Origin of the sequence: Mycobacterium bohemicum DSM 44277 (assembly GCF_001053185.1) — a bacterium.
Lineage (GTDB): Bacteria > Actinomycetota > Actinomycetes > Mycobacteriales > Mycobacteriaceae > Mycobacterium > Mycobacterium bohemicum.
In genome coordinates this window covers 623948-647762 of sequence record NZ_CSTD01000002.1, presented here as the reverse complement: position 1 = coordinate 647762, position 23815 = coordinate 623948, and the positions used below count along the sequence as shown (strand labels likewise).

The window sequence follows — 23815 nt, the reverse complement described above, 5'->3', positions numbered from 1 at the left end:
GTGAAGGGATAGCCGTCCATGTCATGGGACCAAGAGGTCGATGTCGTCGTACTCGGCACCGGGGGCGCGGGGCTGACAGCCGCTTTGACGGCAGCGGTCGCCGGGGCGTCGGTGCAGGTCTTCGAGAAGGCGTCGACGGTGGGCGGCACCACCGCGGTGTCCGGTGGCGTCGTGTGGATCCCCGCCCATAACCGTTCTCCCGCCGGCGAATTGACGAAGGCCGACGCGTTGCGTTATCTGCGTGCGCAGTCCCTCGGCGCCATGGACGACGAGATGGTCGAGACGTTCGTGCGGACGGGTCCGGCGATGCTCGATTTCGTCGAGGCGCACAGCGGCGTGCGCTTCGAGATCGCGGCCGGATTCCCCGACTACCGCCCCGAGTTGCCGGGCGGGCAACCCGGTGGCGGCCGCTCGCTCATCCCGGCCCCCTACGACCTCGATCGCCTGGGCGAATGGGCGACCCGCATCACGGCGTTCCCGATCGATTTCTCCAACGTCGGCTTCGATGCCGAAACCCTGGCCCGCCTGCACGCGGCCCGGCTGCACGCGGCATCCGACGAGCGGCCCGGCAACCTATGCGTCGCCGGGGCGGCGCTCATCGGGGGGCTGCTCAACGGCCTGCTGGACGCCGGCGCGACGATTCGCACCAACGCCCGGGCCGAGCAATTGATCGCCGACGCCGGGGAGATCACCGGGGTCCGGGTCGCCCTGGGGGACCAGCCGATCCACGTGCGCGCACGCCACGGCGTCATCCTGGGCACGGGCGGCTTCGAATGGGATCCCGTTCTGGTCCAAGCGTTTCTGCGGGGGCCCATGCACGGCGCGGTCTCGCCCCCCTACAACACCGGCGACGGGTTGCGGATGGCGATGGCACACGGCGCGGACCTCGCCAATATGGGGGAAGCCTGGTGGGTGCCGATCGTGCAGATTCCCGGCGACACCATCGAGGGAAGGCCGCGCAGCCGCAGCGTGCGCCTGGAGCGAACCCGTCCGCGCAGCATCATCGTCAACGCCGCGGGGCGGCGATTCGTCAACGAGGCGTCCGACTACAACTCGATGGCCGGCGCGTTCCAATACCTGCACCCCCGCGACGGGTACGTCAACGACCGAGGCTGGATGGTGTTCGACTCCGTCCACCTGCAGCGCTACGGGTTCCTGGGTGTCGCACCGGGCGAAACCGTCCCGGACTGGTTCTGCGAATCGGCGGATCTGGTCGAGCTGGCCGGCAAGGCCGGCATCGACGCCGGCGGCCTCACCCGCACCGTCGAGGACTGGAACCGCCACGTGGCCGACGCCTTTGACCCGGACTTCGGGCGCGGTTCCAGCGCCTACGACGGCTATTGGGGCGACGACACCGCCCCCACCCTGGCCGCCAAGACGCTGGGGCCGATCGACACCGCGCCGTATTACGCGGTACCGGTCAGCATCGGGGCGATGGGCACCAAGGGTGGTCCACGCACCGACGCCGACGGCCGGGTCCTGCACGTCAGCGGTGAGCCCATACCGGGCCTGTTCGCGGCCGGCAACGCGATGGGCGGCGTGACCGGCCGCGCCTACGGCGGCGCCGGGGGAACCATCGGTCCCGCAATGGTGTTCGGCTACCGCGCGGGCCATGCGGCGGCGACCGGAAAGTCCGTCGATTTGAAGTGACGGGCACGGGCGTCACCGCCGTGGGATCGGGCCGGCCGCCGGCCTCTGCGTGGCGGCAACCACCTCGACTCTCCGCAACCGCCGATGAGGTTCCTTGACGGCTTTCGCTGGGGCTACAATCCACCCCTAATCCCGGATGCATAGCTGGAGGGTCGAAGGCTGCTGATGTCACGGTTGCGGGACTTCTGGAACCAGCCCGACCAGTACGACTGGCTAACGGCGCTCCTGGGCCAACGCGGACTGCTGCGTTCCACGCGCATCGCCCTGGCAATGGTCACCGCATCGTCGGCGTTGGTGCCGCTCACCATCCTGCCCAACCAATATCGGCCCAGCACTGCCGAAGTGGTCACCGGCCTCGTCGCCGCCACGTTCACCCTCGGCCTGACCGCGCTCGTGCTGACGCGCTGGCCCACGCGCCGGCAGTCACAAGCCGGTGTGGTGGGGGGCGCTCTGTTTCTGGGCGGGTGGAGCCTTGTCCAGCCCACCGGCGCCATCGCCGCGCTCGCCTGCACGGCCATGGCCATCCCCGGCGGCTACATCGCGTTCTTCCACAGCGCCAAACTTCTCGTTTTCAACGGCGCGATAGCGGTTGCGGTCACCACTGTCGCGGTGACGCGGTTGGCCGGCGAAACCACCTCCGCGACAGCGGCCTCCGCGTTCTGGGGGATCGCCTTTCTCAATCTGACTCTGCCGCTGGCTATCTGGGTGATGTCACGAGCCATCGGAACCTACGTCCGGCGCTCGCAGGAGGACGCCCTGACCGGGCTGCTGAATCGGCGCGCATTCACCGATGCCGTCAGCCATCGCCTGTCGAACCCACCGAGGGAGCACACCCACCTGGCGGTGATCATGGTCGATCTCGACAATTTCAAAAGGATCAACGACACCCACGGTCATTCGGCCGGCGACGGCACCCTGCGGGCGGTCGCCGAGCTGCTGCGCCGGCACAGCCCGGCCGAAGCGATTATCTGCCGCGCCGGCGGCGAGGAGTTCTTGGTCGCGCTGACGTGCGCCGACCCCGACCTCGGGCAGCTGGCCGGGCAGTATTGCAGCGCCATCACCGGCCTGCCCCAGCAGACCACGGCCAGCATCGGGACCGCCAGCGCCCGATTGCCCCTGGTGACCGGGTCCGACATCGCGTGGCGTGTTGACGAACTCATCCGGATGGCCGACGCCGCCATGTATGCGGCCAAGCGTCGGGGCGGAAACCAGGCGCACCACAGCGAACACGTAGCCGTCGGCCCCGGGAACGCCCACTGGCCGAAGGACCACACGGCGCTCTAGCCGAAGGCGCTGGTGATGGCGCCCATGTCGAAGTAGTCCCGCCACGCCACGATCCGGTCGTTGTGCACCTCGAAGACGCCCATGACCGGCAGCGGTATCTCCCCGCCGCCCTTGCGTCGCATCACGTCGGTGCGTTCGTTCATCACCACGGCGCCGTTGCTCATCTGGCGGTGGACGGTGAAGTCGATACCGTCGAAAGCGGCGAGGAACCCCGCGATGAACTCCTTGATAGCCGCGCGGCCGTGCACCGGAGCCATCGGAATGTTGTGGTATGTGGCGTCTTCGGTGAAGTAGGCCGCTAGTTCGTCGGGATCGGGGGACGACCACCGCGCGCAGAATTCGGTGACCAGCTCATCGGCGGAACGCGTCATGCACTCATGGAACACATTGCCGGGCACTAAATCAAGGCCCACGCGAGGCCCGGCCCACGGGGCTGGATCGATGCCTTTACCGAAGTCGGCCCGCGGTCGACTTGTCGAGGGGCAGCTCGACGCAGACGTGGGTGCCCACCGGAACGTCGAGAAAGGAGAACGCTCCCCCGGCGGCTTCGACGCGGGCCCGGTGCGATGCCAAACCGATGTGCCCCTCCCCCAGGCGGCGCACCACGGTCTCATCGTCGAATCCCACCCCGTCGTCGACCACGTGCAGGATGCAGGTCTGATCGGCGATCCCGAGCGTGACCGAGGCGCTGCGGGCTTCCGAATGTTGCGCGACGTTGGACAGCAACTCGCGTACAGCGCCGAAGACGATGGGGTCGATCTCACCGCGAACCGGGTAGTCGATGTCGGTCGAGATCTCGATACCGCAGCGCTCCGCGGTGAACGTGGCCAGCTGCTGGACCGCGGCCGCCAGGCCGACCCGCTCCAGGACAGCGGGATGCAGCTCGAAAGTCGCCTGCCGCAGCCGTTCCGCCGCCGTCTGAAGACCGACCATCGCGCGCGTGACGCGCTCGTCGCCCGGCAGCGCCGCGTCCAATTCAACGAGTTCTTGGCGTACCGCCAAGATGTCCTGCAGCGGTCCATCGTGAATGGATTCCGAGATCCGGCGCTGCTCGACGTCCGCCGCGGTCATCGTCTGCGCGAGCAATTCCTCACGCAGAGTGCTGAGCCCGGCCACCGAACGGGTATGCCGCTCTTCGGCCCGGACGGCCAAAAACGCCGTGACACACAAGAATCCGTACAGCACAAACCGAAAAGTGGCCTCGGTGACGCCGATCGAACCGACCATCTCCGGGTCCTCGAGCACCGCGATCGAGAATCCCACCATCGAGAAGATGAGCACCACCGCCGCGCGCTGGGACGAAACATCGAGCCCGATCAGGATCGGCAGTGCCGTCATGATGAGCAATGGATGCAGGCCGTTCGTCGACAAGACTTGAAAGACCGTCAGCGCGGCAACGTCGATGACGGTGAACACGAACGGTTCGACGCGCCCGACCTGGGCCAGCCGGCCCCGTCCGAGCCATCGCCGGCTCCATGAGAAGGCCAGCGCCAACGCGCACAACGCGACAACCGTGTACAGGGCGATCAGCACACTTTGCTGAAACCATTCGGACCGACGGGTGTCGCTGATCATCGCAACGATCATCAGGGCCACCACGCCGAGCCGAAGGACTGAGGCAAGCCGGTACGAGCGAAGCTGGTGAAGCTTGCGCACCCGGCTCAGTTCCGCATCGCTGGCGACCGCCACGCGAACACAGTACTCATCCGCGCCGGTTCCCTTGCGCCAAAGCGCACCAAGGCGCATCAGCGTTTCCGCAGATCGGCGTCGAGGCTGCGCGGGCTAGACTCGTCGCCATGCCCGGCCCAGCGACGCCCGAGAAGGTGCGGGTGGTTGTCGCCGACGATCATCCGCTCTTTCGCGAAGGCGTAGTCCGTGCGCTTTCCTCGAGCGGTGCGGTGAACGTCGTCGGCGAGGCGGAGGGCGGCTCGGCGGCGTTGGAACTGATCACGGAGCACCTGCCCGACGTCGCTCTGCTCGATTACCGGATGCCCGGCATGGATGGTGGGCAGGTGGCGGCGGCGGTACGGAGTCAGGGGTTGCCGACCCGAGTTCTGCTGCTTTCGGCACACGACGAGCCCGCCATCGTGTACCAGGCACTGCAGCAGGGCGCGGCCGGCTTTGTGCTCAAGGACTCGACGCGCAGCGACATCGTCAAAGCCGTGCTCGACTGCGCACAGGGTCGTGACGTGGTGGCGCCGGCGCTGGCCGGCGGCCTTGCCGCTGAAATCCGTCAACGCGCGGAACCGGCGGGGCCCGTGCTCAGCGCGCGAGAACGAGAGGTACTCAACCGGATTGCCCGCGGTCAAAGCATTCCCGTGATCGCGGGAGAGCTGTATGTGGCTCCGTCGACGGTCAAGACGCACGTGCAACGCCTCTACGAGAAGCTCGGCGTCAGCGATCGGGCGGCCGCCGTTGCCGAGGCGATGCGGCACGGTCTGCTCAGCTAGCCGCCGACCAATGGTCCGGTCGGCGCGGGACCCTGCCCCCGCAGCAGTGCGTTCGCGAGCGCCGAGGCCTCACCCACCACTTGGCGAGCCCGGCGTTCCACTTCGTAGAGGTGGCCGGGACCGACGCCGGAGCGGGTCAGCTGCTGCCGGGCGTAAACCAACGGATCCACTCCGACGGGGTGGTTGGTCCGGTAGGTAACCGCCTCGAGGATGGTGGGACCGCCGCCGGTGCTGGCTCGTTGAACCGCTTGCACGACCGAGTCGTTCACCGCCACAACGTCTCTGCCGTCGACGCACAGCACGGGCAACCCGTGGTGCTCACGCGGGCCCCGGCGTACACCGGACGCGTCGCGGACGGTTTCGACCACGAAGACCACCGGTAACCGCCACGACAGCGCCACGCTGGCAACCGATTTGAATTCCGCGGAGTCCACGGCGTCATCCCCGATCACACACACCGTCACCCCGCCTTCACCGGACACCTGCTGCGCATAGGAATCGCCCAGCGCGAACAACATCGATTGCCGGGTAAGGTCCGGACTGGCGAAGACCTGCTTCCATTCGGCCACGAGCGGACCGTCCTTCGGACCGGCGATCACGCCCCGGCCGGGTGCGAGCATCTCGACGATGACCGGGCCCAACGGACGGGCGAGCCCGACCTGCTGCGCGTGCCGGAAATGGCGAATCGCGGTGCTCATGACGTCACCCGGACGAAGCGCCGCGATGGTGCCGACGGCCACGGCCTCTTGACCGAAGGCGGCCACCGTCGGTCCCTCGAGCAGGCCGTCGATGCGCGACTCTTCCAGCGCCATGTCAAGCAGCCGCAGAACCCACATCCGGCGGTACAGCTCCAGCTGTTCACCGAGGTGCGCGCCCGGCCGTTCAAGTGTGCGAGCCATCTTCGGGTCTCCTAGTCGATCGCGGGATCGTGGCGGCGTCGGCCGCAGCTCAGCGACGGATGGGGGTCCGGTCGGTGGCCGCGGTGACTGCCGTGTTGCACAAGGTCAATCTAGGGAGATCGGCCCGCTCCGACCTCCACCGATCGGCCCGTAACAGGGATGAATCCGGTGTCCCCCAACCGGGGGACAGCGCGACCGTTAGTCCTGGTCCCCAGCGGTCGGTGGCACCAATTGCCGGGCCGCCGAGTACGGATCCCGGTCACCGTCGACCACCGACTCGGCCAGCGGCTCCAGACCCGGGTGCGACCCGAGCAGCGTGTGCGCCAGGGAGAGAATCTGCGCGCGGGCGCGGGCCACCCGTCGCTCCCGGGTGTCGGTGCGGTGATGCGCGTCGATCGCGGCCATGAGATCGTCGATGCCCTCGCCGCGGGCCGCGACGAGGCTGACGATAGGCGCCTTGGTTTCGGCCCTGAGATCACGCACGGTCTGCTCTGCGCCCTCGCGGTCGGCCTTGTTCACCACGACGATGTCGGCGACTTCCAACACGCCGGCCTTCGCGGCCTGGACCGCGTCGCCCGCACCCGGGTTGAGGATGACGATCGTCGGATCTGCGACGGCGGCGATCTCGATTTCGGACTGCCCCACCCCGACGGTCTCGAGCAGGACCACGTCGAAACCCGCGGCGCCCAGCACGCGGATGGCCGCGGGAACCGCCGCGGCCAGGCCGCCGATGTGGCCGCGCGTTGCCACCGAACGGATCAGGACGTCGGGGTCGTTGATGTGCGCGGCCATCCGGATCCGGTCGCCGAGCAGCGCGCCGCCGCTGAACGGCGACGACGGGTCGACGGCCAGCACCGCGACGCGCCGCCCGTCCTCCCGGTAGGCAGCGACGAGGGCTGCGACCGTCGTCGACTTTCCGGCGCCGGGCGGTCCGGTGATGCCGATGACGGGCCCGGCGTGCGCCGTCGCGGCACCGATGCTCGCCAAGACCTCGTCGCGCCGATCGCCCTCGATGAGCGTCAGGAGCCGGCCCACCGCGCGCGGAGATCCGTTGCGCGCGCTGGCGATCAGGTCGGCGACCGTCATCTGGGCATTATGGCGCGGGCACCTCGATGACGGTCGCGGAGCCCATCCCGCCGCCGGCGCACATGGCCGCCACGCCGATCCCGCCGCCGCGGCGGCGCAATTCGTGGATCAGGGTGACCAGCATCCGGGCGCCGGTGGCCGCGACCGGGTGTCCCAGGGAGCAGCCGCTGCCGCTGACGTTCACCTTGTCGGGATCCAGGTCGAGCAGTTTGACGGTGGCCACGCACATCGCCGCGAACGCCTCGTTGATCTCGAACAGGTCGACATCGGCGATCGAAAGTCCGCCGCGGACAAGGGCTTTCGGAATCGCCTCCACGGGCGCCAGTCCGGTGATCGCGGGGTCGACACCGACCGACGCCCAGGACTTGACCGTGGCCAGGGCCGGCAGCCCGAGCCGGTCACTGGCGATGGTCAGCACCGCGGCACCGTCGTTGGCGCCGCACGCGTTGCCGGCGGTGATGGAGAAGCCGTCGATCTCGGGGTGCAGCGGCTTGAGCGCGGCCAGCTTCTCCATGGTGGTGTCGCGGCGCGGATGCTCGTCGACGGCGAACAGGCCGTGCGGGGTCTGGATCGGAACGATTTCCTCTTTGAACCGGCCCTCGTCGATGGCGGCGATCGCGTTGCGGTGCGACCGCAACGCCCAGGCATCCATCTCCTCGCGGCTCACGCCGGCTTTGACCGCGGCGTTCCAGCCGACGGTGATGGACATGTCCATGTTGGGCGCCTCGGGCCGGTCCGGGTGGGTCGGTGGGAACCAGTCGACCCATTCGCCGTCGACCTGGATCCGCGAGCGCGGCGATGTGGACGCCGAGTTCACCCCGCCGGCGATGACGAGCTCGTCCATGCCGGCGCGCACGCTGGCCGCCGCGCTCTGCACCGCCGCCTGACCGGCCGCGCAGTGCCGGTTGTTGGCCAGCCCCGGCACGTGCGTCAGGCCGGCGGTGATCGCGGCGTGGCGGGCGACCACGCCGCCGCCGTAGAGACCCTCGCCCAGAATCACGTCGTCGACCCGGGCCGGGTCGAGGTCCGTTGCCGCCTCGGAGACCACGTGGTGCGCCAGGTCGAAGGCGCTGGTATCGCGCAGCGTCCCCTTGCGGGCGGTGCCGATGGGGGTGCGCAGGGCGGACACGACGACGGCTTCGGGCACGGGTTTCTCCAGTTCGGCGAGCGTAGTGCGCTTGGGTCTTGGCGAGAACCCTATTCTCTCAAACTGAGAGTCGGAGTTGCAAGGCGCCCTTCACGCGCGAGCAGACGCAGAATCACATCTATCGGCAACCAAATGTGCGAGTCTGCGTCTGCTCGCCGACCCGAGGAGGCATCGCAGGCAATGGAGGAAATGATCGCGGTCCCGGGCGGGAACGTGTGGTCCACGCGGGTGGGCGGCGGCGCGGGGCTTCCGCTGCTGGTGGTCCACGGCGGCCCGGGTCTGCCGCACGACTACGTGCGCTCGCTGGCACGGCTGGCGAACGAGCGGGAGGTCATCTTCTGGGACCAGCTCGGGTGCGGCAGGTCGGACCACCCGTCGGACCCGCGACTGTGGACCATGGAGCGCTCGGTCGCCGAAATGGACGCGGTGATAAAGTCGCTGGGCCTCAACCGGTTTCACATCTTCGGCAACTCCTGGGGCGGGATGCTGGCGCAGCAGTATGCGCTGGACGTCAGGTCCGCGCCCGCCAGCCTGACCATCTCCAACAGCATCGCGTCGATACCGGAATTCGCGAAGATGGTGGCGCGCTTGAAGTCCGGGCTGGACCCGGCGACTCAGGCCGCGATCGACCGCCACGAAGCGGCCGGCACGACGCATTCGCCCGAATACCAGGCCGCCATCCGCACCTGGAACGAGTTGTACATGTGCCGGGTCCGGCCGTGGCCCGCCGAGCTCGAGGACGCGTTCCGCAACATGGGTGCCGAAATCTTCGAGACGATGTTCGGGCCCAGCGACTTTCACATCGTCGGGACCATCCGGGACTGGGACGTGTTCGACCGGCTGCCCGAGATCGCCGTGCCGACCCTGATCGTCGCCGGCAGGCACGACCAGTGCGTGCCCGAGCACATGGCCGAAATGCACCGGCGCATACCGGGTTCACGTTTCGCGTTGTTCGAGGCCAGCGCCCACATGCCCTTCATCGAGGAGCCCGGGGAGTTCGATCGCGTGATGCGGGAGTTCCTGGCGCTGCACGACCCCGGGTGAGCTCAGTTCTTGTCCGCGTTGAGCTTTTCGATGATCGAGCGGAAGTCCTCCGTCGTGAACGACTGGTGCTCGGCGGACAGCGCGTAGTCGAGGCTGGCCAGCACCGCCCGCTCCAAGTGAATGTTGAGCACCCGCTTGGTGCTTTCGACCGCCTGCTGCGGCAGCTGAAGAATCTTCTTGGCGCAGGCGATCGCCTCCGCGACGGGATCGGCCACCACGTGGTTGGCCAGCCCGAGTTCGACGGCTCGCTGCGCGCGAATCCTGGTTCCGGTCAACGCGTATTCCTTGGCCAGCAGCAGGCTGATGTGCAGCGGCCAGGTCAGGGGGCCGCCATCCGCGGCGACCAGCCCCACCTGTACGTGCGGGTCGGCAAGGTAGGCGTCCTCGGCGATGTAGACGATGTCGCTCAGGGCGACCAGGCTGCAGCCCAGTCCCACGGCCGGGCCGTTGACGGCCGCCACCACCGGAATCCGGCACCGTGCCATGCCCAGCACGATCTCGCGGCCGTCCCGGATGGTCTTGGCGCGTAGGTCGGCGTCGGCCGAGAGTTCCTTGAGATACGCGAAGTCTCCGCCGGCCGAGAACGCCCTGCCGGCCCCGGTGATCACCGCGGCGCGGGCGGTCGGGTCGTCGGTCAATCGCTGCCACAGCCGCGCGAGGCCGACGTGCAGGCTGTCGTTCACCGAGTTGAGGGACTCCGGCCGGTTGAGGGTGACGATCCGCAGTGCGCCGTCGGCGCGGACGTCGATTTCGGCGGGCATGTCGTACATGTCAGACTCCTTTTAAGTTCGTGACCCGCTTCACCCGGGCTTCGGCCGCGTTCGCGATCACTCCGACAATCCCAAGATTCGCGAGGCGATGATGTTCTTCTGTATCTGCGAGGTTCCGCCCATGACGCTCTGCGCGCGGCTGTACAGGTAGGCGCCCAACAGGTCGGGGTCGCGGGTTCCCGCAACCGCCAGCGCGGCGTGTCCGACGGATTGCTCGACCCAGGTCATCAGCAGCTTGTCGAGCGACCCCTCCGGGCCGTGCGAGACCCCGTCGAGTTGTTCGGACAACCGCCGCCGCACGTGATGCGTGAGCATCTCGGACTGGACCGCCGCCCAGGCCAGCTCGTCGGACGGATCGGGGCTGCGCGCGAAAAGACTTCGGACGAGCTTGCCGTAGCGGGCCGCATAGCCCAGCGTCGACGGTTCGCGCTCGTGTCCGACGACGGTCATCGCGACCGCCCAGCCGTCGCCGGGAGCGCCGACCATCCGGTCGACCGGCACCGTCGCGCCGTCGAAGAAGACCTGGCCGAACTCGTTGGTGACCCCGTTGATCATGCGCAGCGGACGCTGTTGCACCCCCGGCTGTTTCATGTCGAGGATGAAGGCCGACAAGCCGCGGTGGCGCTTGGCCTCGGTGTCCGTGCGGGCCAGCAGCAGGCAGTAGTCGGCGACGTCGGAATAGCTGGTCCAGATCTTGTGCCCGTGGATGACGTACGAGTCGCCCTCTCGCCGGGCTGCGGTCGTCAGCGACGCCAGATCCGATCCGGCGCCCGGCTCGCTGAAGCCCTGGCACCACCGCTCGGTGCCGTTGATGATGCCGGGCAGGAATCGCCGGCGCAGTTGTTCGCTCGCGTGCCTGCCGATCCCGTAGACCAGGTACCCCACGCTGGGCCGGGGCGGGGCGCCGGCCCGCGCCAGCTCCTCGTCCACGATCACGTCGTAGACCGGCGGCAGGTCCCGGCCCCCGTACTCGCCGGGGAACGACTGCCCGAAGAATCCGCCGGCGTAGAGGGCCTGATGCCACTGCGCCTGGCGCGCCCAGTACTCCTCGCCGGAAGTCGGAAAGTCCTTGGCGTGCCGCGAAAGCCAGGCCCTCAGCCGCGCCCGGAAGTCGGCCTCGTCGGGTGAGTCACGAAAGTCCAAAGTCGATCTCCTTCAGCGTCACGGGCCACAGTTCGGTCGAGGTCAGCGCGCGCCGCAGATACACGTGCACCAGACATTCCCACGTGTTGCCGATGCCGCCGTGCACCTGCACCGCGGTCTCGCACACGGTGCGGGCGGCGCGGGCGCAGTAGACCTTCGCGATCTGGGCCGCGCGGATGGCCTCGGCCGGCGGCAACTCGTCCACCGCCCACGCCGCGTGGCGCAGGATGCTCACCGAACCTTCGATCAGCGCCAGGCTTTCGGCCAGCAGGTGCGCGACGGCTTGGTACGAACCGATCGTCTTGCCGTACTGCTCGCGGATCTTGGCGTAGTCGCAGGCGACGGCCTGGGCGCCGCGGGCGGTTCCGACCAGGTCGGCCGTCGTGGTGACCAGCGCGAGCGCGCGCCACTGGGCGGCGGCCGCCGGGCTCAGCTCGCCGAGCGTTTCCGGCGGCCCGAGCGTGTCCGCTTCAGACCGGGTCAGGTCGGCGCCGACGCGGGCGGGGCCGAGCCCGGTCCCCTGAACTATGTTGCCGCACAAGGTCAGTGCACGCCGGGCCCCGCGGGCGTCGATGACCCGGCCGTCGACGGCGATGGTGGCCGGGAGCTCGCCCTGGGCGTCCTCGCCGACCCGGCGGGCGAGGTCGTCGGCCAGGATCGGGCCGAGAAACGGTGCGTCGACGGCGCGTCTGCCGAATTCCTCCGCGACGATCGCCACCTCGACCCCCGACGCGCCGTCGGAGCGCAGCGATCGCCAGCCGGTCTGCGTGATCTGCTTGTCCAGCCGCGCGATTCGATTCTGGTCATCGAGGTCTCCGACCGCCGCGGGCCCGAGGTCGTCGGCGAGCTTGGCGGCGGCGTCGCGGAGTTGCCGTTGCTCAGATGTCAGACGTACATCCATATTGCTCCTTGAGCTTTCGGCGCAGCACCTTGCCGGAGGGCAGGCGCGGAATCTCGGGCACGAACACGACGCGGCTCACGCGCTTGTAGGACGCCAGCCTCTGTTCCACCCGTGCGGTCAGTTCGGCGGCGTCGACGGGCGCGCACGCCGCGACCGCGGCGACGACGGCTTCGCCGTTGAGCCCGTCGGGAACGCCGAACACCGCGCAGTCGCGAACGGCCGGGTGGCCGTGCAGCACCGTCTCGATCTCGGCCGGGGCGACCTGGAACCCGCGGACCTTGATCATCTCCTTGAGGCGGTCGGTGATCCGCAGCCACCCGTCCTCGTCGAGCCGGCCGACGTCCCCGGTGCGGTACCAGCCGTCGTGCACCGCCTCGGCGGTCGCGGACGCGGGCAGGTAGCCCGCCATCAGCGACGCCGAGCGGGCCTGGATCTCGCCGGCCTCCCCCGCGTCGACAGGCCGGCCGGTCTGCGGCGAAACCACCCGCACCTCGACCCCGGGCACCGGCCGCCCGACCGAGTCGAGCCGCGCGCCTTCGACCGGATTGCAGGCGATCACCGGCAGTTCCGTGGTGCCGTAGGCGGGCAACCAACCGATGCCCGTGCGGCGGGTGACGCTCTGGGCGACGTCGGCGCTGACGGGCGTCGCCCCCCACATGATGAAGCGCAGCGACGACAGGTCGTACGACTCGAGGCCAGGATGCGACGCGATGGCCAGGGCGATCGGCGCGACCGCCATTTCGACTGTGATGCGGTCTGTTTCGATGCATTGCAGCATCTGGTCGATGTCGAAGCGACGATGCAGCCGCATCCGGGCGCCGGTTCGCAGCGCCGTCAGGATGTTGAGCAGGCCGAGGATGTGGGAGGGAGGCGTGGCTACCTGGATGCGGTCGCCGGCCGTCAACCGTAGGGCTTGCCGCCAGTGCCGAACGGCCTCGTCCAGGGACGCGTGGGTGTGCCGGACCGCCTTCGGCATGCCGGTGGTCCCGGAACTGAACACCAGCACCGCGTCGGCGCCGGGCCGCGGCGGACCGGGCAGCGGCCCAGCGGCGGCGGTGGGTTCGTCCAAATGCAGCATCGGCATCAGGGCGGCCAGCACCGGTTGGTCCCCGACCGCGAGCACGGGGTTCGTCAGCGCGAGCGCGTGGTCGACCTCGTCCCGTTTCCACGCCGGACTGATCAGCACCGCGGTCGCGCCGAGTCGCCAGATCCCGAGCAGGGCGGCGACGAACTCCGGCCGGGTGGAGGCCATGACCGCGACGCGTCGACCCGGCGCCGCACCGCTCCGCATCAGGGTGGCGGACCACGCGTCGGCCAGGACATCGAGTTCTGGCAGGCTGAATCGCCGTTCCTCGAACACGAGCGCCACCGGCTCGGTCACGTCCCAGCCCTTCCCGCGGGCCGCACCGGCCCGGCATCCGCACAGTTGAGAAGATCCTATCTTTCTGTGAGAATAGTATTCTCTAATGCGAAGAACACAAATGCGCGTCAGCGGGCGGTCACGGGGACGGTCGCCGCGGACATCGAGGGGACTTCACGGGTGACCGAACCGTCAAACGGGTCGCAGCCGGGCACCGATCTAGGCACCGTGACCATCCTGCTGGACCGGCAGAAGGTCTCCGTGCCCCGCGTACCCGGCGAAACCCTGCTGGAAAGCGCGCGGCGGGCCGGCCTACAGCCGCCGTTCAGCTGCGAGGCCGGCAACTGCGGGACGTGCATGGCCAAGTTGATCGACGGGCACGCGACCATGCGGGCCAACGACGCCCTCGACGAAGACGAGGTGACCGAGGGCTACATTCTGACGTGCCAGGGCGTACCGGACACCCCCTCGATCACGGTGCGCTACGAGTAGCAGTTCACGTAAGGGGTGGCCGATGGCCAAGGGCATCATCCTCGTCGAGAGCCGACCCAGTTCGTCCGAGCGCGACCGGGAATACAACACCTGGTACGACGAGGTCCACCTGGGCGAGCTGGTGGCGCTCGACGGATTCGTCTCGGCCCGCCGGTTTCGCCCGGTCGACGGCGACGGCCCGTACGTGGCCATCTACGAGGTCGAGGGCGACGATCTGCAGGCCATCCTGGACAACATGATGGCCAGCGCGGGCCAGCTGCACATGTCCGACGCGCTGCAACTGGACCCGCCGCCGATCCCACGGCTGCTCGAGCTGACGACGGAGTGCGGCGGCTGACCGCCTGATCGGGAGTGCAACTCGGCGGCTCCCCAGACGCGGTTGGTCAGCGGAGCCGCGCCGACGGGCCCGCGCGCGCCGCGTCGAGGTTGGCCAGCGCCGAGCCCACCTCCTCCAGCCGCTCGATGCCTGCCCGGAACTCACCGCCGACGGGCGGCAGGAGCGTGACGTGGTCGGCGCCGGCCACCAGGTGCTCGCGCACCGCGATCGCGACGTCGGTCGGATTGCCGTGCGCCACAAGCGAATCGACCAGCCGGTCACTCACCTCGTCGATGTCGCGTGCCGAGTAGCCCAGCTCCGCCAGCCTGGACGCGTAGGACGGTGCGCCCAGCCTGGCCGACACCGACTGCCGCGCGGCCTCGATGTCACTGACCACCGATAGCCCGACGACCAGGAGCCTGTCAGGCCCGAGCACCCGCCGCGCCTGTGCCGTGAATTGCGCGGGCAGCCCGGCGGGAAATGCCCCGTCGGCCAATTCGCCTGCCAGCGCAAGCATTTTGGGGCCGTTCGCGGCGACGATCCGGGCGTAGGCCACGTCGGGCGCCGGCGGCCAGGTGGGCGTGTACATGCGATCCAGGTAGTCACGCATGGTTGCCAGGGGGCGACCGAATTCCTGGCCGACGCTGGCCGCCTGCTCGGGGTAACCGACCCCGAGGCCGAGCACGATCCGGTTCGGATACGCCTGCGCCAGTTGGGCGGCCGCGGCATGCATGGTCTGCGCCGGCCGGGCCCAGATATTCGCGATGCACGTGCCGAACACCATTCGCTCACTGGCTGACAGAAGCGTGGCGAGTTGGATCAGGGCGTCCTTGCCGATGACCTCGTTGGTCCACGTCGCGCGGTATCCGGCGCTGTCCAGTCGGCTGACCGCCGCCCGCAGCAGATCGACCGGCGGAGCGCTGGTGAAGGAGACCGGCAGGCAGGCGCCGACCGGTCCCAGCGCCCGGCGTGCCGCCTCGACCACGCCATCAGCCACGGTGTCCCGGATCCGTGAAGTAGTGGCCCTCGTCGAGGTCCGCGAGCAGCCCGGGGCCTTCGGGATTCCAGTCGAGTTCCTTTCTGGTCAGCGCGTTCGACGTCGGGTTGTCCAGGGCCGCGAAGAGCGCCAGGAAGCCGAAGTGGGCGGCCTCTTCAGCGGGGATGCCGACTACCGGCACGCCCAGGTGGCGGCCGATCACGGCCGCGATGTCGCGGAACGGCACGCCCTCGTCGGCTACCCCGTGCAGACGTGTTCCCGCAGGCGCATTTTCAAGGGCCAGCCGGTAAAGGTGCGCCGCGTCGAGCGTATGCACGGCGGGCCAGCGGTTGGAGCCGTCGCCGAGGTAGGCGGAGACGCCGGTTTCCCGCGCGGTGTTGATCAGGTGGTGGGCGAAGCCATGGTGATCCAGGTTGCTGTGCACCAGCGGCGACAGCCGGATGACCGACGACCGCACGCCCCGTTCGGCAAGCGCGATCACCGCGTTCTCCGCGTCGACTCGCGGCCCGCCGGGCAGGGTGTCTTGTTCCGTTGCCGCCCCCGAGCCCAGCAGGGCGAGGAGGAGCGTTCCCGAGGTGCTGACGAAGGGCCGACCGGTACCTGCGAGCACCTCGCCCATCGCCTGCACGGCCCGCAGGTCGGTCTCCACAGCGCCCGCAAAGTCGTCGAAGTCGTGCCGGAAGGCGAGGTGGATGACGCCTTCAGCGGCCGCGGCGCCGGCCCGCAGGCTGTCCGGGTCGTCGAGGTCGCCCCGGTGCACGGCGGCACCTTTCTCCGCCAGGGCGGCAGCGGATTCCTCCGAGCGGGCCAGGCCGGTGACCCGGTGCCCGGCCTCGTGTAGTTCGTCGACGACCGCAGAACCGATATGTCCGCTCGCGCCGGTGACAAAGACGTGCATGGTTTGGCTCCCTTCGCATTTCCTTCGAATCCCAGTCAAGGCGCGCTCAGGTTTGTCTGTCCAAGTCCTATTCCATATGGCGCGATGCAATTTACGCATCGTGGCTGACCAGAGCCGCTCGAGGGGGCCGAGCTACGATGACCGGGTGACCGATTCGGCATTGCCTGAGGTGGATCTCGACCTGCGGCTGGTCGGGTATTTCGTGGCGGTGGCCGAGCGCCGGCACTTCGGCCGCGCGGCCGCCGCCCTCCGTGTCGCGCAGCCTTCGCTGAGCCGCCAGATCCGCCGGTTGGAGCAGCAGCTCGGGGTCCGGCTGTTGCACCGCACCCCGCAGGGCACCTCGCTGACCGAGGCCGGTGAGGTATTCCTGCCGCGGGCGAAGGGGCTGCTGCGCTCGGCGGCCCAAGCCGCGGCACTGGCCCGGGCCGCCGCCCAGCCCAGCCGCATCGCGATCGGCTACACCACGGGCATGATCGTCACGCCGGCAGTCCGGGAGCTGCGCCGTGAACATCCCGACGCCGACGTCGAAGTGCTGCACCTGGACTGGGGGCACGCGCGCGACGCCCTGCTCGACCATCGGGTCGACGCGGTGGTTACCCGGTTGCCGTTCCCGACCGACCAGCTGCACGTCACGATCCTCTACGACGAGCCGCGGGTGCTGGCGGTGCCGATCGACCACCGCCTGGCCGGCCGGGAATCGGTCACTGTCGACGACATCGCCGACGAGCCCATGCCGCGCGTGCGGCACTCCGACCCGGCATGGAGCGCGTTCTGGCGCATCGATCCCCGCCCCGATGGGCGCCGGGCACCCGACGGCCCGTTCATCGAAGCGCTGGAGGACAAATTCGAGCTGATCGCCTCCGGCCAGGCCGTGGCCGTCATGGCCGGCTTCCACGGCAACAGCCTGCGTCCCGACATCACCACAATTCCGCTGGAAGGTGTCGAGCCCAGCCATGTCGCGCTGGCGACCCGCGCGGGGGACCGCAGCCGCCTGGTCGCGGCGTTCAGCAAACTCGCCGAGGCGCACCTCACCGGTCCGCTCCGGTCCTAGGGCGCCGGGAAGGTGCGGGCACGCCGCACCGGCGGCGGGTCAGCCCTCGGCCGGCTTCGGCGGCGGTCGGTATTCGGGCGCGTAGCCCGATACGTGAATCGGGCTGCCGACCAGCCGGAAGTCCCCCGCCGCCACAACGACTTCCGGAGTCGCCTGCAGCGCCTCGGCCAGCGTCCGGACCGCGGCGGCCGGCACCCCCAGGGGACGCAGCCGCCGTTCCCAGCTCGCGGCCGTGTCGGTGGCCAGCATCGCGGTGACGACGGCGAGGACCTCGTCGCGGCGCTGCACCCGTTCGGCCATCGTCTCGAAGCCGCCGATGCCCGCTTCGGCGGCGAAGGACTTCCAGAAGCCGTCGTGGGTGATGAACAGCGCGAGATGCCCGTCCGCGGTCGGGAACAGTTGCGCTGGAACGTAATACGAGTGCGCCCCATGCGGTCGGCGCTGCGGCTCGACGCCGTCGTTGAGGTACGCCGAGGCGTGGTAGTTCAGCTGCGACAGCATGACGTCGCGCAGCGACACGTCCACCTGCCCGCCGGTGCCCGAAACGATCTTGGCCAGCAGGCCCAGCGCCGCGCACATCCCGGTGGAGTTGTCGGCCGAAGAATAGCCGGGCAACGTCGGCGGGCCGTCTGGGTCGCCGGTGAGGGCGGCGATGCCGGTCGCGGCCTGCACCACGTAGTCGAACGCCGGGTCGTCGCCGCCGTGCAGTCCGAAGCCGGTGATGGCGACGCAGACGATCCGCTCGTTGTGCCGGCGCAGCGCGTCGTAGGTGAGGCCGAGGCGGCGAATGGCTGACGGCTTGAGGTTCACCAGCAGCGCGTGCGCCTGCGTCACAAGTTCACCCAGGCGCCGTTGTCCCGCTTCGGAATTCAGGTCCAGGCAGAGGCTGGACTTGTTCCGGTTGAGGCTGGCGAAGTAGCTGGGCCCGACGCCCCGGGAGATCTCGCCGCCGGGCGGCTCGATCTTGGTGACCTCGGCGCCGAGGTCGGCGAGCAGCATGGTGGCGTAGGGCCCCGCCAGCATGGTGCCGACCTCGAGGATGCGGATCCCCGTCAGCGGCGCCGCCACCATCACCGCAATTCCGTTGCCAGCGAGGCGATCATCTCGCGGGTGCGGCGCTTGGAGGCCACGAGTTCCTCCCGGTTGTCACCGATCGGCAGCAACCGCACGGACAGGTCGGTCACGCCCGCGTCGGCGAAGCGGCGGAATCGTCGCAGAATCTGTTCCGGGTCGCCGGCCGCGCACAGATCGCCGACATCGCGGGCATCGCCGCGTTCGAGCAGGCGCTGATAGTTCGGTGACACCTCGGCCTCGCCCAGGATGCGGTTGGCCCGCTCCTTGGCCTCCTCGACTTCTGCAGGCGCACAGAGGCACACGGGAATGCCGGCGACGATCCGCGGTGCTGGGCGCCCGGCGTCCGCGGCGGCCTTGGTGATCTTCGGCGCGATGTGCTCGCCAATCGCGCGCTCATCCGCCATCCACAACACGGTGCCGTCGGCGAGTTCGCCGGCAATCTGCAGCATCACCGGCCCCAACGCGGCGACCAGCACCGGCATCGGGGTGTCGGCACCGATCGCCATCGGATTGTGCACCGAGAACGAATCATTCTCGACGTCAACCGGTCCCGGACCGGCAATGGCGGCACCGAGTACGTGCAGGTAGTCGCGGGTGTAGGCGGCGGGCTTCTCATACGGCAACCCGAGCATGTCCCGGACGATCCAATGATGCGAGGGGCCGACGCCCAGCGCCAGCCGTCCACCGGCTACGGCATGAGTCGAGAGAGCCTGGCGGGCAAGGGCGATCGGATGCTGCGCCTGGAGCGGGACCACCGCCGTCCCCAGCTCGATGCGCGAGCTGTGCGCGGCCATCAGCGACACCATGGTCAGGCAGTCGAAGTCGTCAGGAACCTGCGGCATCCACGCGGTGTCCAGCCCCGCGGATTCGGCCCATTCGATATCGGCGGCCAGCTTGCTCACCTTGCGGGCCATATCGCCCCGCTCGGCGCCGATCATCACTCCGACGCGCACGATTCCTCCGGGGCTGATAGTTGTGCTTCACCGGTCAACGCGCGGATGTCGCGCACGAGCACGTCCAGCGGCGTTCCGGTCGGGAAAACCGCTGCGGCACCGGCGGATAACAGCTTGGGAACGTCGGCGTGCGGGATCGTCCCGCCGACGACGACGGCGATGTCGGCGGCGTCGGCGGCGCGCAGCGCCTCGATGGTGCGAGCCGTCAGCGCCAGGTGCGCCCCGGACAGGATGCTCAACCCGACGACGGCGACGTCCTCCTGGACGGCGATGGATGCGATGTCTTCGATGCGCTGACGGATGCCGGTGTAGATGACCTCGAATCCGGCGTCGCGCAGCGCCCGGGCGACGATCTTGGCGCCGCGGTCGTGCCCGTCGAGACCGGGCTTGGCGATGAGAACACGAACGGCCATCTAGAACACCACCGGTTGCTGGAACTCGCCCCACACCTTTTTCAGCGCGGTGACCATTTCGCCGACGGTGCAATAGGCGTTGGCGCAGTCGATCAGCTTGTGCATCAGGTTGTCGTTACCCTCGGCGGCGCGCGACAACGCCGCAAGAGTGGATTGCACCGCGGCCGAATCCCTTTCGGCCTTCACCTTGGAGAGCCGTTTTAGCTGCAGGTCGCGGCCCTCGGCGTCGAGTTCGTAGGTGACCACGTCCGGCTCGGGTTCCTCGGACACGAACCGGTTGACGCCGACCACCGGACGGGCGCCGGCTTCGATGTCCTGATGCATCCGATAGGCCTCGTCGGCGATCAGGCCCTGCAGGTATCCGTCCTCGATCGCGCTGACCATCCCGCCGTGGCGCTCGAGGTCGTCCATGATCTCGACGATGCGGGCCTCGGTCGCGTCGGTGAGCGCTTCGACGAAGTAGGAGCCACCGAGCGGGTCGGCGACGTTGGCCACGCCGGTTTCGTAGGCCAGGATCTGCTGGGTGCGCAACGCCAGGGTGGTGGACTCCTCGGTCGGCAGCGCGAACGGCTCGTCCCAGGCAGCGGTGAACATCGACTGGACGCCGCCGAGCACCGCCGCCATCGCCTCGTAGGCGACCCGGACGACGTTGTTCTGCGCCTGGGGGGCATACAGCGACGCGCCGCCGCACACGCAACCGAAGCGGAACATCGACGCCTTGTCCGTCTTGGCACCGTAGCGCTCGCGCACGATGGTCGCCCAACGCCGCCGTCCCGCACGGTATTTGGCGATCTCCTCGAAGAAGTCGCCGTGGGTGTAGAAGAAAAACGAGATCTGCGGGGCGAACTGATCGATCGTCATCCGGCCGCGCTGCACCACGGTGTCGCAATAGGTGACGCCGTCGGCCAGCGTGAACGCCATCTCCTGCACCGCGTTCGCCCCGGCATCACGGAAGTGGGCCCCGGCCACCGAGATGGCGTTGAACCGCGGTACCTCCGCCGCGCAGAACTCGATGGTGTCGGCGATCAACCGCAGCGACGGCTCCGGCGGCCAGATCCAGGTGCCCCGCGAGGCGTACTCCTTGAGGATGTCGTTCTGGATGGTGCCGGTCAGCTTGGCCCTCGGTATGCCCTTTCGCTCGGCGGCGGCGACGTAGAACGCCAGCAGGATCGCCGCCGTCCCGTTGATGGTCATGCTGGTGCTGAGCTTGTCCAGCGGAATGGAATCGAACAGGATCTCGAAGTCGGCCAGGGTGTCCACTGCGACCCCGACCCGGCCGACCTCCTCGCCGAATTCCGGATCGTCGGAGTCGTAGCCGCATTGCGTGGGCAGATCCAGCGCCACCGACAACCCCGTGCCGCCCTGATCCAGCAGGTAGCGATAGCGGCGGTTGGACTCCTCGGCGGTGCCGAAACCGGAGTACTGGCGGAAGGTCCACAGCTTGCCGCGGTAGCCCGACGCGAAGTTGCCCCGCGTGAAGGGGAACTCCCCCGGCGGCGGGGGCGACGCGGTGATATCCCCGGGTCCGTACACCGGCGCAAGCGGAACGCCGGATGGTGTCTGCGCAGCGTTATCCATCGATGAATAACGTACTTGCCAAAAAAGAGAATGCCAATACCATCGTGTTGAGCTGGGCAAATGGGGCTCTGAGGCCCGCCCGCGCTCAGGCTCGGCAGAGGATTTCGCCGTGCGGCATCAACAGCCAGCCGTCGGGAGCGGCCGCCCAGGCCAGCCATGCCGCGGAGATCTCCCCGAGCTGCGCGGCAGTGGCCAGGCCCGACCGCAGCAGCTGATCGGCCACGCCCGAACGCAGGATGCGGTCGGCCCACATCCCGCCCCACCACTCCCGCGTCTCGGGGGTGGCGTAGCACCACACGCTGCCGCTGGGCGTGATGTCGTCGAACCCCGCCGTCCGGGCCCACGACAACAGCCGCCGGCCGGCGTCGGGTTCGCCCCCATTGGCGCGGGCCGCCCGCTCGTAGAGGTCCAGCCACAGGTCCAGCTCGGGGAAGCGGGGAAACCAGATGAAGCCGGCGTAGTCGGCGTCTCGGGCCGCCACGATTCCCCCCGGGCGGCACACGCGTTTCATCTCGCGCAGCGCCAGGACCGGATCGGCCACGTGCTGCATGACCTGGTGCGCGTGCACGACGTCGAACGAGTCGTCGGGGAAGCCCAGCGCGTGCACGTCGGCGGTCGCGAACGAGACGTTGGACAGCGCACGCGTTTCCGCCTCGGCGCGGGCGACGTCGAGGACGTCGGCGGCCTGGTCGACGGCCAGCACCGGCCCGGGCGCGACGCGCGCGGCCAGGTCGGCGGTGATCGTTCCCGGGCCGCACCCGATGTCGAGCACGGACGAGCCTGGCTGAAGGTGGGGCAGCAAGTAGGCCGCCGAGTCCTCCGCGGTGCGTCGCTGGTGACTGCGCAGCACCGACTCGTGGTGCCCGTGGGTGTATCGGTGCGCCTCGTTCATGCCGCGAAGCGTACCGCGGATATTCATATTTCGAGATGTCTGTCTCAGATTGTGAGATCAATCGACGGGCACGTCGAGTATCGGGCGATCGACGGCGGCCCCGGGACCGTCGAAGTGCCACCACTCACCGGAGTACGGGGAAAGGCCGCCGTACTTCATCGCGTCACGCAGGCTGGCCCGATTGGCCTGAGCCTCGGCGCTGACCCCTTGGGTCGCGTATGCCGTTGCACGCGAGGTGAAGTCGTCGAAGTCGGTGCCCATGTCGGCCAGGCAGAGTCCGTCCGCATGCCGGTCGGCCGGACAATCCGGCTGCACGCTGGTGAAGGTCACGTCCACCGAACGCCCCGACTCGTGGCTGTGCGCATACTGGCCGGGCCGGGCCACCCAGGCCGGGTTGGGCACCACGTTGAACATCTTGACCTGAACGTCGTGCGGCCGGTAGCAGTCCCAGAACACCATCAGGTGGCCCTGCGGCCGCAGCGCGTTCGCGGCCGTCGCCAGGCCCCGCGCCATGGACTGGTGCACCAGGCATCGGGCGTCCGACGGATACAGCTGCGTGTGGGTGAAGTTGTTGGTCGTGGCGTACCTCAGGTCGATCACGGCGTCGGGCACGACCGTCCGCACGTCGACGAAGCCGGCCGCGCGGGCGGCGTCGCTGACGGGCGGCACGTCGGCGTAGGCCGGCGCGGCCGCGCCGACGGCGAGGAGCGTCGCAGCCGTGAGCGTGAAGGAACACCGAAACATCTGGCCATTGTGCGGGCCCGCAACCTCGAATCCCACCGGCCACACCGGTTGCGCGCCGAGGTGCGGCGGTGGGCTAGCGAAGGTCGCCGTCGACGTAGCGCTGCAGGTTCGGCGCCATCGCGGCCACCACCTCCTCATCGGGCATCGACGCGATCGGCTCGATCTGCCAGACGTAGCGCAACAACGCGAACCCGATGAGCTGGCTGGCGATCAGGCCGCTGCGGCGCAGCCGGTCCTGTTCGTCGTCGCCCACGGTGGAACCGCCGATCAGGCCGCGCTCGACGATCAGCCGCAGCCTTTCGCGGGTCCGGGACTCGTGGGCCGCCGTCAACACGACCGCGCGCATGACCGGGCCGATGTCCTCGTCGGTCCAGCTGTCCAGGACGGTGCGGATCAGCCGCCGGCCCAGGTCCGCCCTGGGGGTCGCCCACGTCTCGGCGACCGCATCGAGCCACTTCTGCGGCGGCGCGGTGGCCGCGTCCAGCAGGCCCTCCTTGGACCCGAAGTAGTGGTAGATCAGCGCCGGGTCGACGTCGGCGGCCCGGGCCACCGCGCGGATCGCCGTGCCAGCCCAGCCGTGCTCGGCGAACTCGGCGCGCGCGGCCGCCAGGATGCGCGCCGCCAGGACGCCGCGTTCGTCGCGCGGCCCAGGAGCGATCGATCGCTTCGGCAC

At 69.2% G+C, this 23815-nt stretch carries 25 protein-coding genes; 7 read left to right on the top strand and 18 right to left on the bottom strand.

Annotated features, from left to right (window positions below):
- Window positions 1-18: 18 nt before the first annotated feature.
- Both BN971_RS13280 and BN971_RS13275 read left to right on the top strand, forming a co-directional pair.
- Window positions 19-1650: an FAD-dependent oxidoreductase gene (locus BN971_RS13280; RefSeq protein WP_085182571.1), complete on the top strand. Its 1632-nt coding sequence runs from the start codon at window positions 19-21 to the stop codon at window positions 1648-1650.
- 165 nt (window positions 1651-1815) lie between these two features.
- Entirely contained in the window at window positions 1816-2934 is a 1119-nt protein-coding gene (locus BN971_RS13275; RefSeq protein ID WP_085182572.1) for a GGDEF domain-containing protein, read from the top strand.
- On the opposite strand, the gene BN971_RS13270 is transcribed toward BN971_RS13275, so the two are convergent.
- Both BN971_RS13270 and BN971_RS13265 read right to left on the bottom strand, forming a co-directional pair.
- Entirely contained in the window at window positions 2931-3305 is a 375-nt protein-coding gene (locus BN971_RS13270) for a nuclear transport factor 2 family protein (RefSeq protein WP_085182573.1), read from the bottom strand. The genes BN971_RS13275 and BN971_RS13270 overlap by 4 nt on opposite strands.
- 76 nt (window positions 3306-3381) lie before the next feature.
- Window positions 3382-4623 carry a sensor histidine kinase gene (locus BN971_RS13265; RefSeq protein ID WP_085182574.1) on the bottom strand — a complete coding sequence of 414 codons (1242 nt, stop codon included), beginning with the start codon at window positions 4621-4623 and terminating at the stop codon, window positions 3382-3384.
- 107 nt (window positions 4624-4730) lie between these two features.
- Here BN971_RS13265 and BN971_RS13260 point away from each other — a divergent pair, with 107 nt between their 5' ends.
- On the top strand, window positions 4731-5384 hold the full coding sequence (locus BN971_RS13260; RefSeq protein WP_085182575.1) for a response regulator: 654 nt from the start codon (window positions 4731-4733) through the stop codon (window positions 5382-5384).
- Here BN971_RS13260 and BN971_RS13255 read toward each other — a convergent pair.
- The 3 genes from BN971_RS13255 to BN971_RS13245 form a co-directional block, all read right to left on the bottom strand.
- Window positions 5381-6283, bottom strand: a complete 903-nt coding sequence (locus BN971_RS13255; RefSeq protein WP_139027102.1) for a thiamine pyrophosphate-dependent enzyme — start codon at window positions 6281-6283, stop codon at window positions 5381-5383. The two genes, BN971_RS13260 and BN971_RS13255, sit on opposite strands and share 4 nt — an antisense overlap.
- Window positions 6284-6481: 198 nt before the next feature.
- A complete protein-coding gene (gene meaB, locus BN971_RS13250; RefSeq protein WP_085182576.1) occupies window positions 6482-7369 on the bottom strand; it encodes a methylmalonyl Co-A mutase-associated GTPase MeaB in 888 nt (295 codons plus the stop codon).
- 7 nt (window positions 7370-7376) lie between these two features.
- Entirely contained in the window at window positions 7377-8516 is a 1140-nt protein-coding gene (locus tag BN971_RS13245) for a thiolase family protein (RefSeq protein ID WP_085182577.1), read from the bottom strand.
- A gap of 180 nt (window positions 8517-8696) precedes the next feature.
- Here BN971_RS13245 and BN971_RS13240 point away from each other — a divergent pair, with 180 nt between their 5' ends.
- Window positions 8697-9560, top strand: a complete 864-nt coding sequence (locus BN971_RS13240) for a proline iminopeptidase-family hydrolase (RefSeq protein WP_372511853.1) — start codon at window positions 8697-8699, stop codon at window positions 9558-9560.
- A gap of 2 nt (window positions 9561-9562) precedes the next feature.
- Here the strand turns inward: BN971_RS13240 and BN971_RS13235 are convergent, their stop codons facing one another.
- Genes BN971_RS13235 through BN971_RS13220 form a run of 4 tightly spaced genes read right to left on the bottom strand, consistent with a single transcriptional unit; the run spans window position 9563 to window position 13755 of the window.
- Window positions 9563-10330 carry an enoyl-CoA hydratase/isomerase family protein gene (locus BN971_RS13235; protein WP_085182578.1) on the bottom strand — a complete coding sequence of 256 codons (768 nt, stop codon included), beginning with the start codon at window positions 10328-10330 and terminating at the stop codon, window positions 9563-9565.
- A gap of 57 nt (window positions 10331-10387) precedes the next feature.
- Window positions 10388-11473, bottom strand: coding sequence for an acyl-CoA dehydrogenase family protein (locus BN971_RS13230; protein ID WP_085182579.1), 1086 nt, complete (start codon window positions 11471-11473; stop codon window positions 10388-10390).
- On the bottom strand, window positions 11460-12374 hold the full coding sequence (locus BN971_RS13225; RefSeq protein ID WP_085182580.1) for an acyl-CoA dehydrogenase family protein: 915 nt from the start codon (window positions 12372-12374) through the stop codon (window positions 11460-11462). The genes BN971_RS13230 and BN971_RS13225 overlap by 14 nt, the downstream gene beginning before the upstream one ends.
- The gene (locus BN971_RS13220; RefSeq protein WP_085182581.1) at window positions 12352-13755 is read right to left on the bottom strand and encodes a class I adenylate-forming enzyme family protein; all 1404 of its coding nucleotides are present in this window, start codon (window positions 13753-13755) and stop codon (window positions 12352-12354) included. The genes BN971_RS13225 and BN971_RS13220 overlap by 23 nt, the downstream gene beginning before the upstream one ends.
- 159 nt (window positions 13756-13914) lie before the next feature.
- On the opposite strand from BN971_RS13220, the gene BN971_RS13215 reads away from it, so the two are divergent.
- Window positions 13915-14226 (top strand): 2Fe-2S iron-sulfur cluster-binding protein, encoded by a 312-nt coding sequence (locus tag BN971_RS13215; RefSeq protein WP_245836996.1) that lies wholly within the window; start codon window positions 13915-13917, stop codon window positions 14224-14226.
- A 22-nt stretch (window positions 14227-14248) separates the two neighbouring features.
- The gene (locus BN971_RS13210) at window positions 14249-14563 is read left to right on the top strand and encodes a DUF4286 family protein (RefSeq protein ID WP_085182582.1); all 315 of its coding nucleotides are present in this window, start codon (window positions 14249-14251) and stop codon (window positions 14561-14563) included.
- A 46-nt stretch (window positions 14564-14609) separates the two neighbouring features.
- Here the strand turns inward: BN971_RS13210 and BN971_RS13205 are convergent, their stop codons facing one another.
- Window positions 14610-15527: an LLM class flavin-dependent oxidoreductase gene (locus BN971_RS13205; protein ID WP_245837014.1), complete on the bottom strand. Its 918-nt coding sequence runs from the start codon at window positions 15525-15527 to the stop codon at window positions 14610-14612.
- A 4-nt stretch (window positions 15528-15531) separates the two neighbouring features.
- Complete coding sequence (locus BN971_RS13200) at window positions 15532-16437, bottom strand: SDR family oxidoreductase (protein ID WP_085182584.1); 906 nt, start codon at window positions 16435-16437, stop codon at window positions 15532-15534.
- A gap of 145 nt (window positions 16438-16582) precedes the next feature.
- Between BN971_RS13200 and BN971_RS13195 the strand changes: the two genes are divergently transcribed.
- Window positions 16583-17488: a LysR family transcriptional regulator gene (locus BN971_RS13195; RefSeq protein ID WP_169718645.1), complete on the top strand. Its 906-nt coding sequence runs from the start codon at window positions 16583-16585 to the stop codon at window positions 17486-17488.
- A 39-nt stretch (window positions 17489-17527) separates the two neighbouring features.
- Here BN971_RS13195 and BN971_RS13190 read toward each other — a convergent pair whose 3' ends face one another.
- From BN971_RS13190 to BN971_RS13160, 7 genes are all read right to left on the bottom strand, one after another.
- Window positions 17528-18559 carry a CaiB/BaiF CoA transferase family protein gene (locus BN971_RS13190; RefSeq protein WP_085182586.1) on the bottom strand — a complete coding sequence of 344 codons (1032 nt, stop codon included), beginning with the start codon at window positions 18557-18559 and terminating at the stop codon, window positions 17528-17530.
- Window positions 18559-19515 (bottom strand): LLM class F420-dependent oxidoreductase, encoded by a 957-nt coding sequence (locus BN971_RS13185; protein ID WP_085182587.1) that lies wholly within the window; start codon window positions 19513-19515, stop codon window positions 18559-18561. Before BN971_RS13185 ends, BN971_RS13190 begins: the two co-directional genes overlap by 1 nt.
- Window positions 19500-19928 (bottom strand): cobalamin B12-binding domain-containing protein, encoded by a 429-nt coding sequence (locus BN971_RS13180; protein ID WP_085182588.1) that lies wholly within the window; start codon window positions 19926-19928, stop codon window positions 19500-19502. The genes BN971_RS13185 and BN971_RS13180 overlap by 16 nt, the downstream gene beginning before the upstream one ends.
- A complete protein-coding gene (locus BN971_RS13175) occupies window positions 19929-21506 on the bottom strand; it encodes a methylmalonyl-CoA mutase family protein (protein WP_085182589.1) in 1578 nt (525 codons plus the stop codon).
- Window positions 21507-21591: 85 nt separating this feature from the next.
- Window positions 21592-22398 (bottom strand): methyltransferase domain-containing protein, encoded by an 807-nt coding sequence (locus tag BN971_RS13170; RefSeq protein ID WP_085182841.1) that lies wholly within the window; start codon window positions 22396-22398, stop codon window positions 21592-21594.
- 57 nt (window positions 22399-22455) lie between these two features.
- Complete coding sequence (locus tag BN971_RS13165; RefSeq protein WP_085182842.1) at window positions 22456-23142, bottom strand: M15 family metallopeptidase; 687 nt, start codon at window positions 23140-23142, stop codon at window positions 22456-22458.
- A gap of 73 nt (window positions 23143-23215) precedes the next feature.
- Window positions 23216-23815, bottom strand: coding sequence for a TetR/AcrR family transcriptional regulator (locus tag BN971_RS13160; protein WP_090350152.1), 600 nt, complete (start codon window positions 23813-23815; stop codon window positions 23216-23218).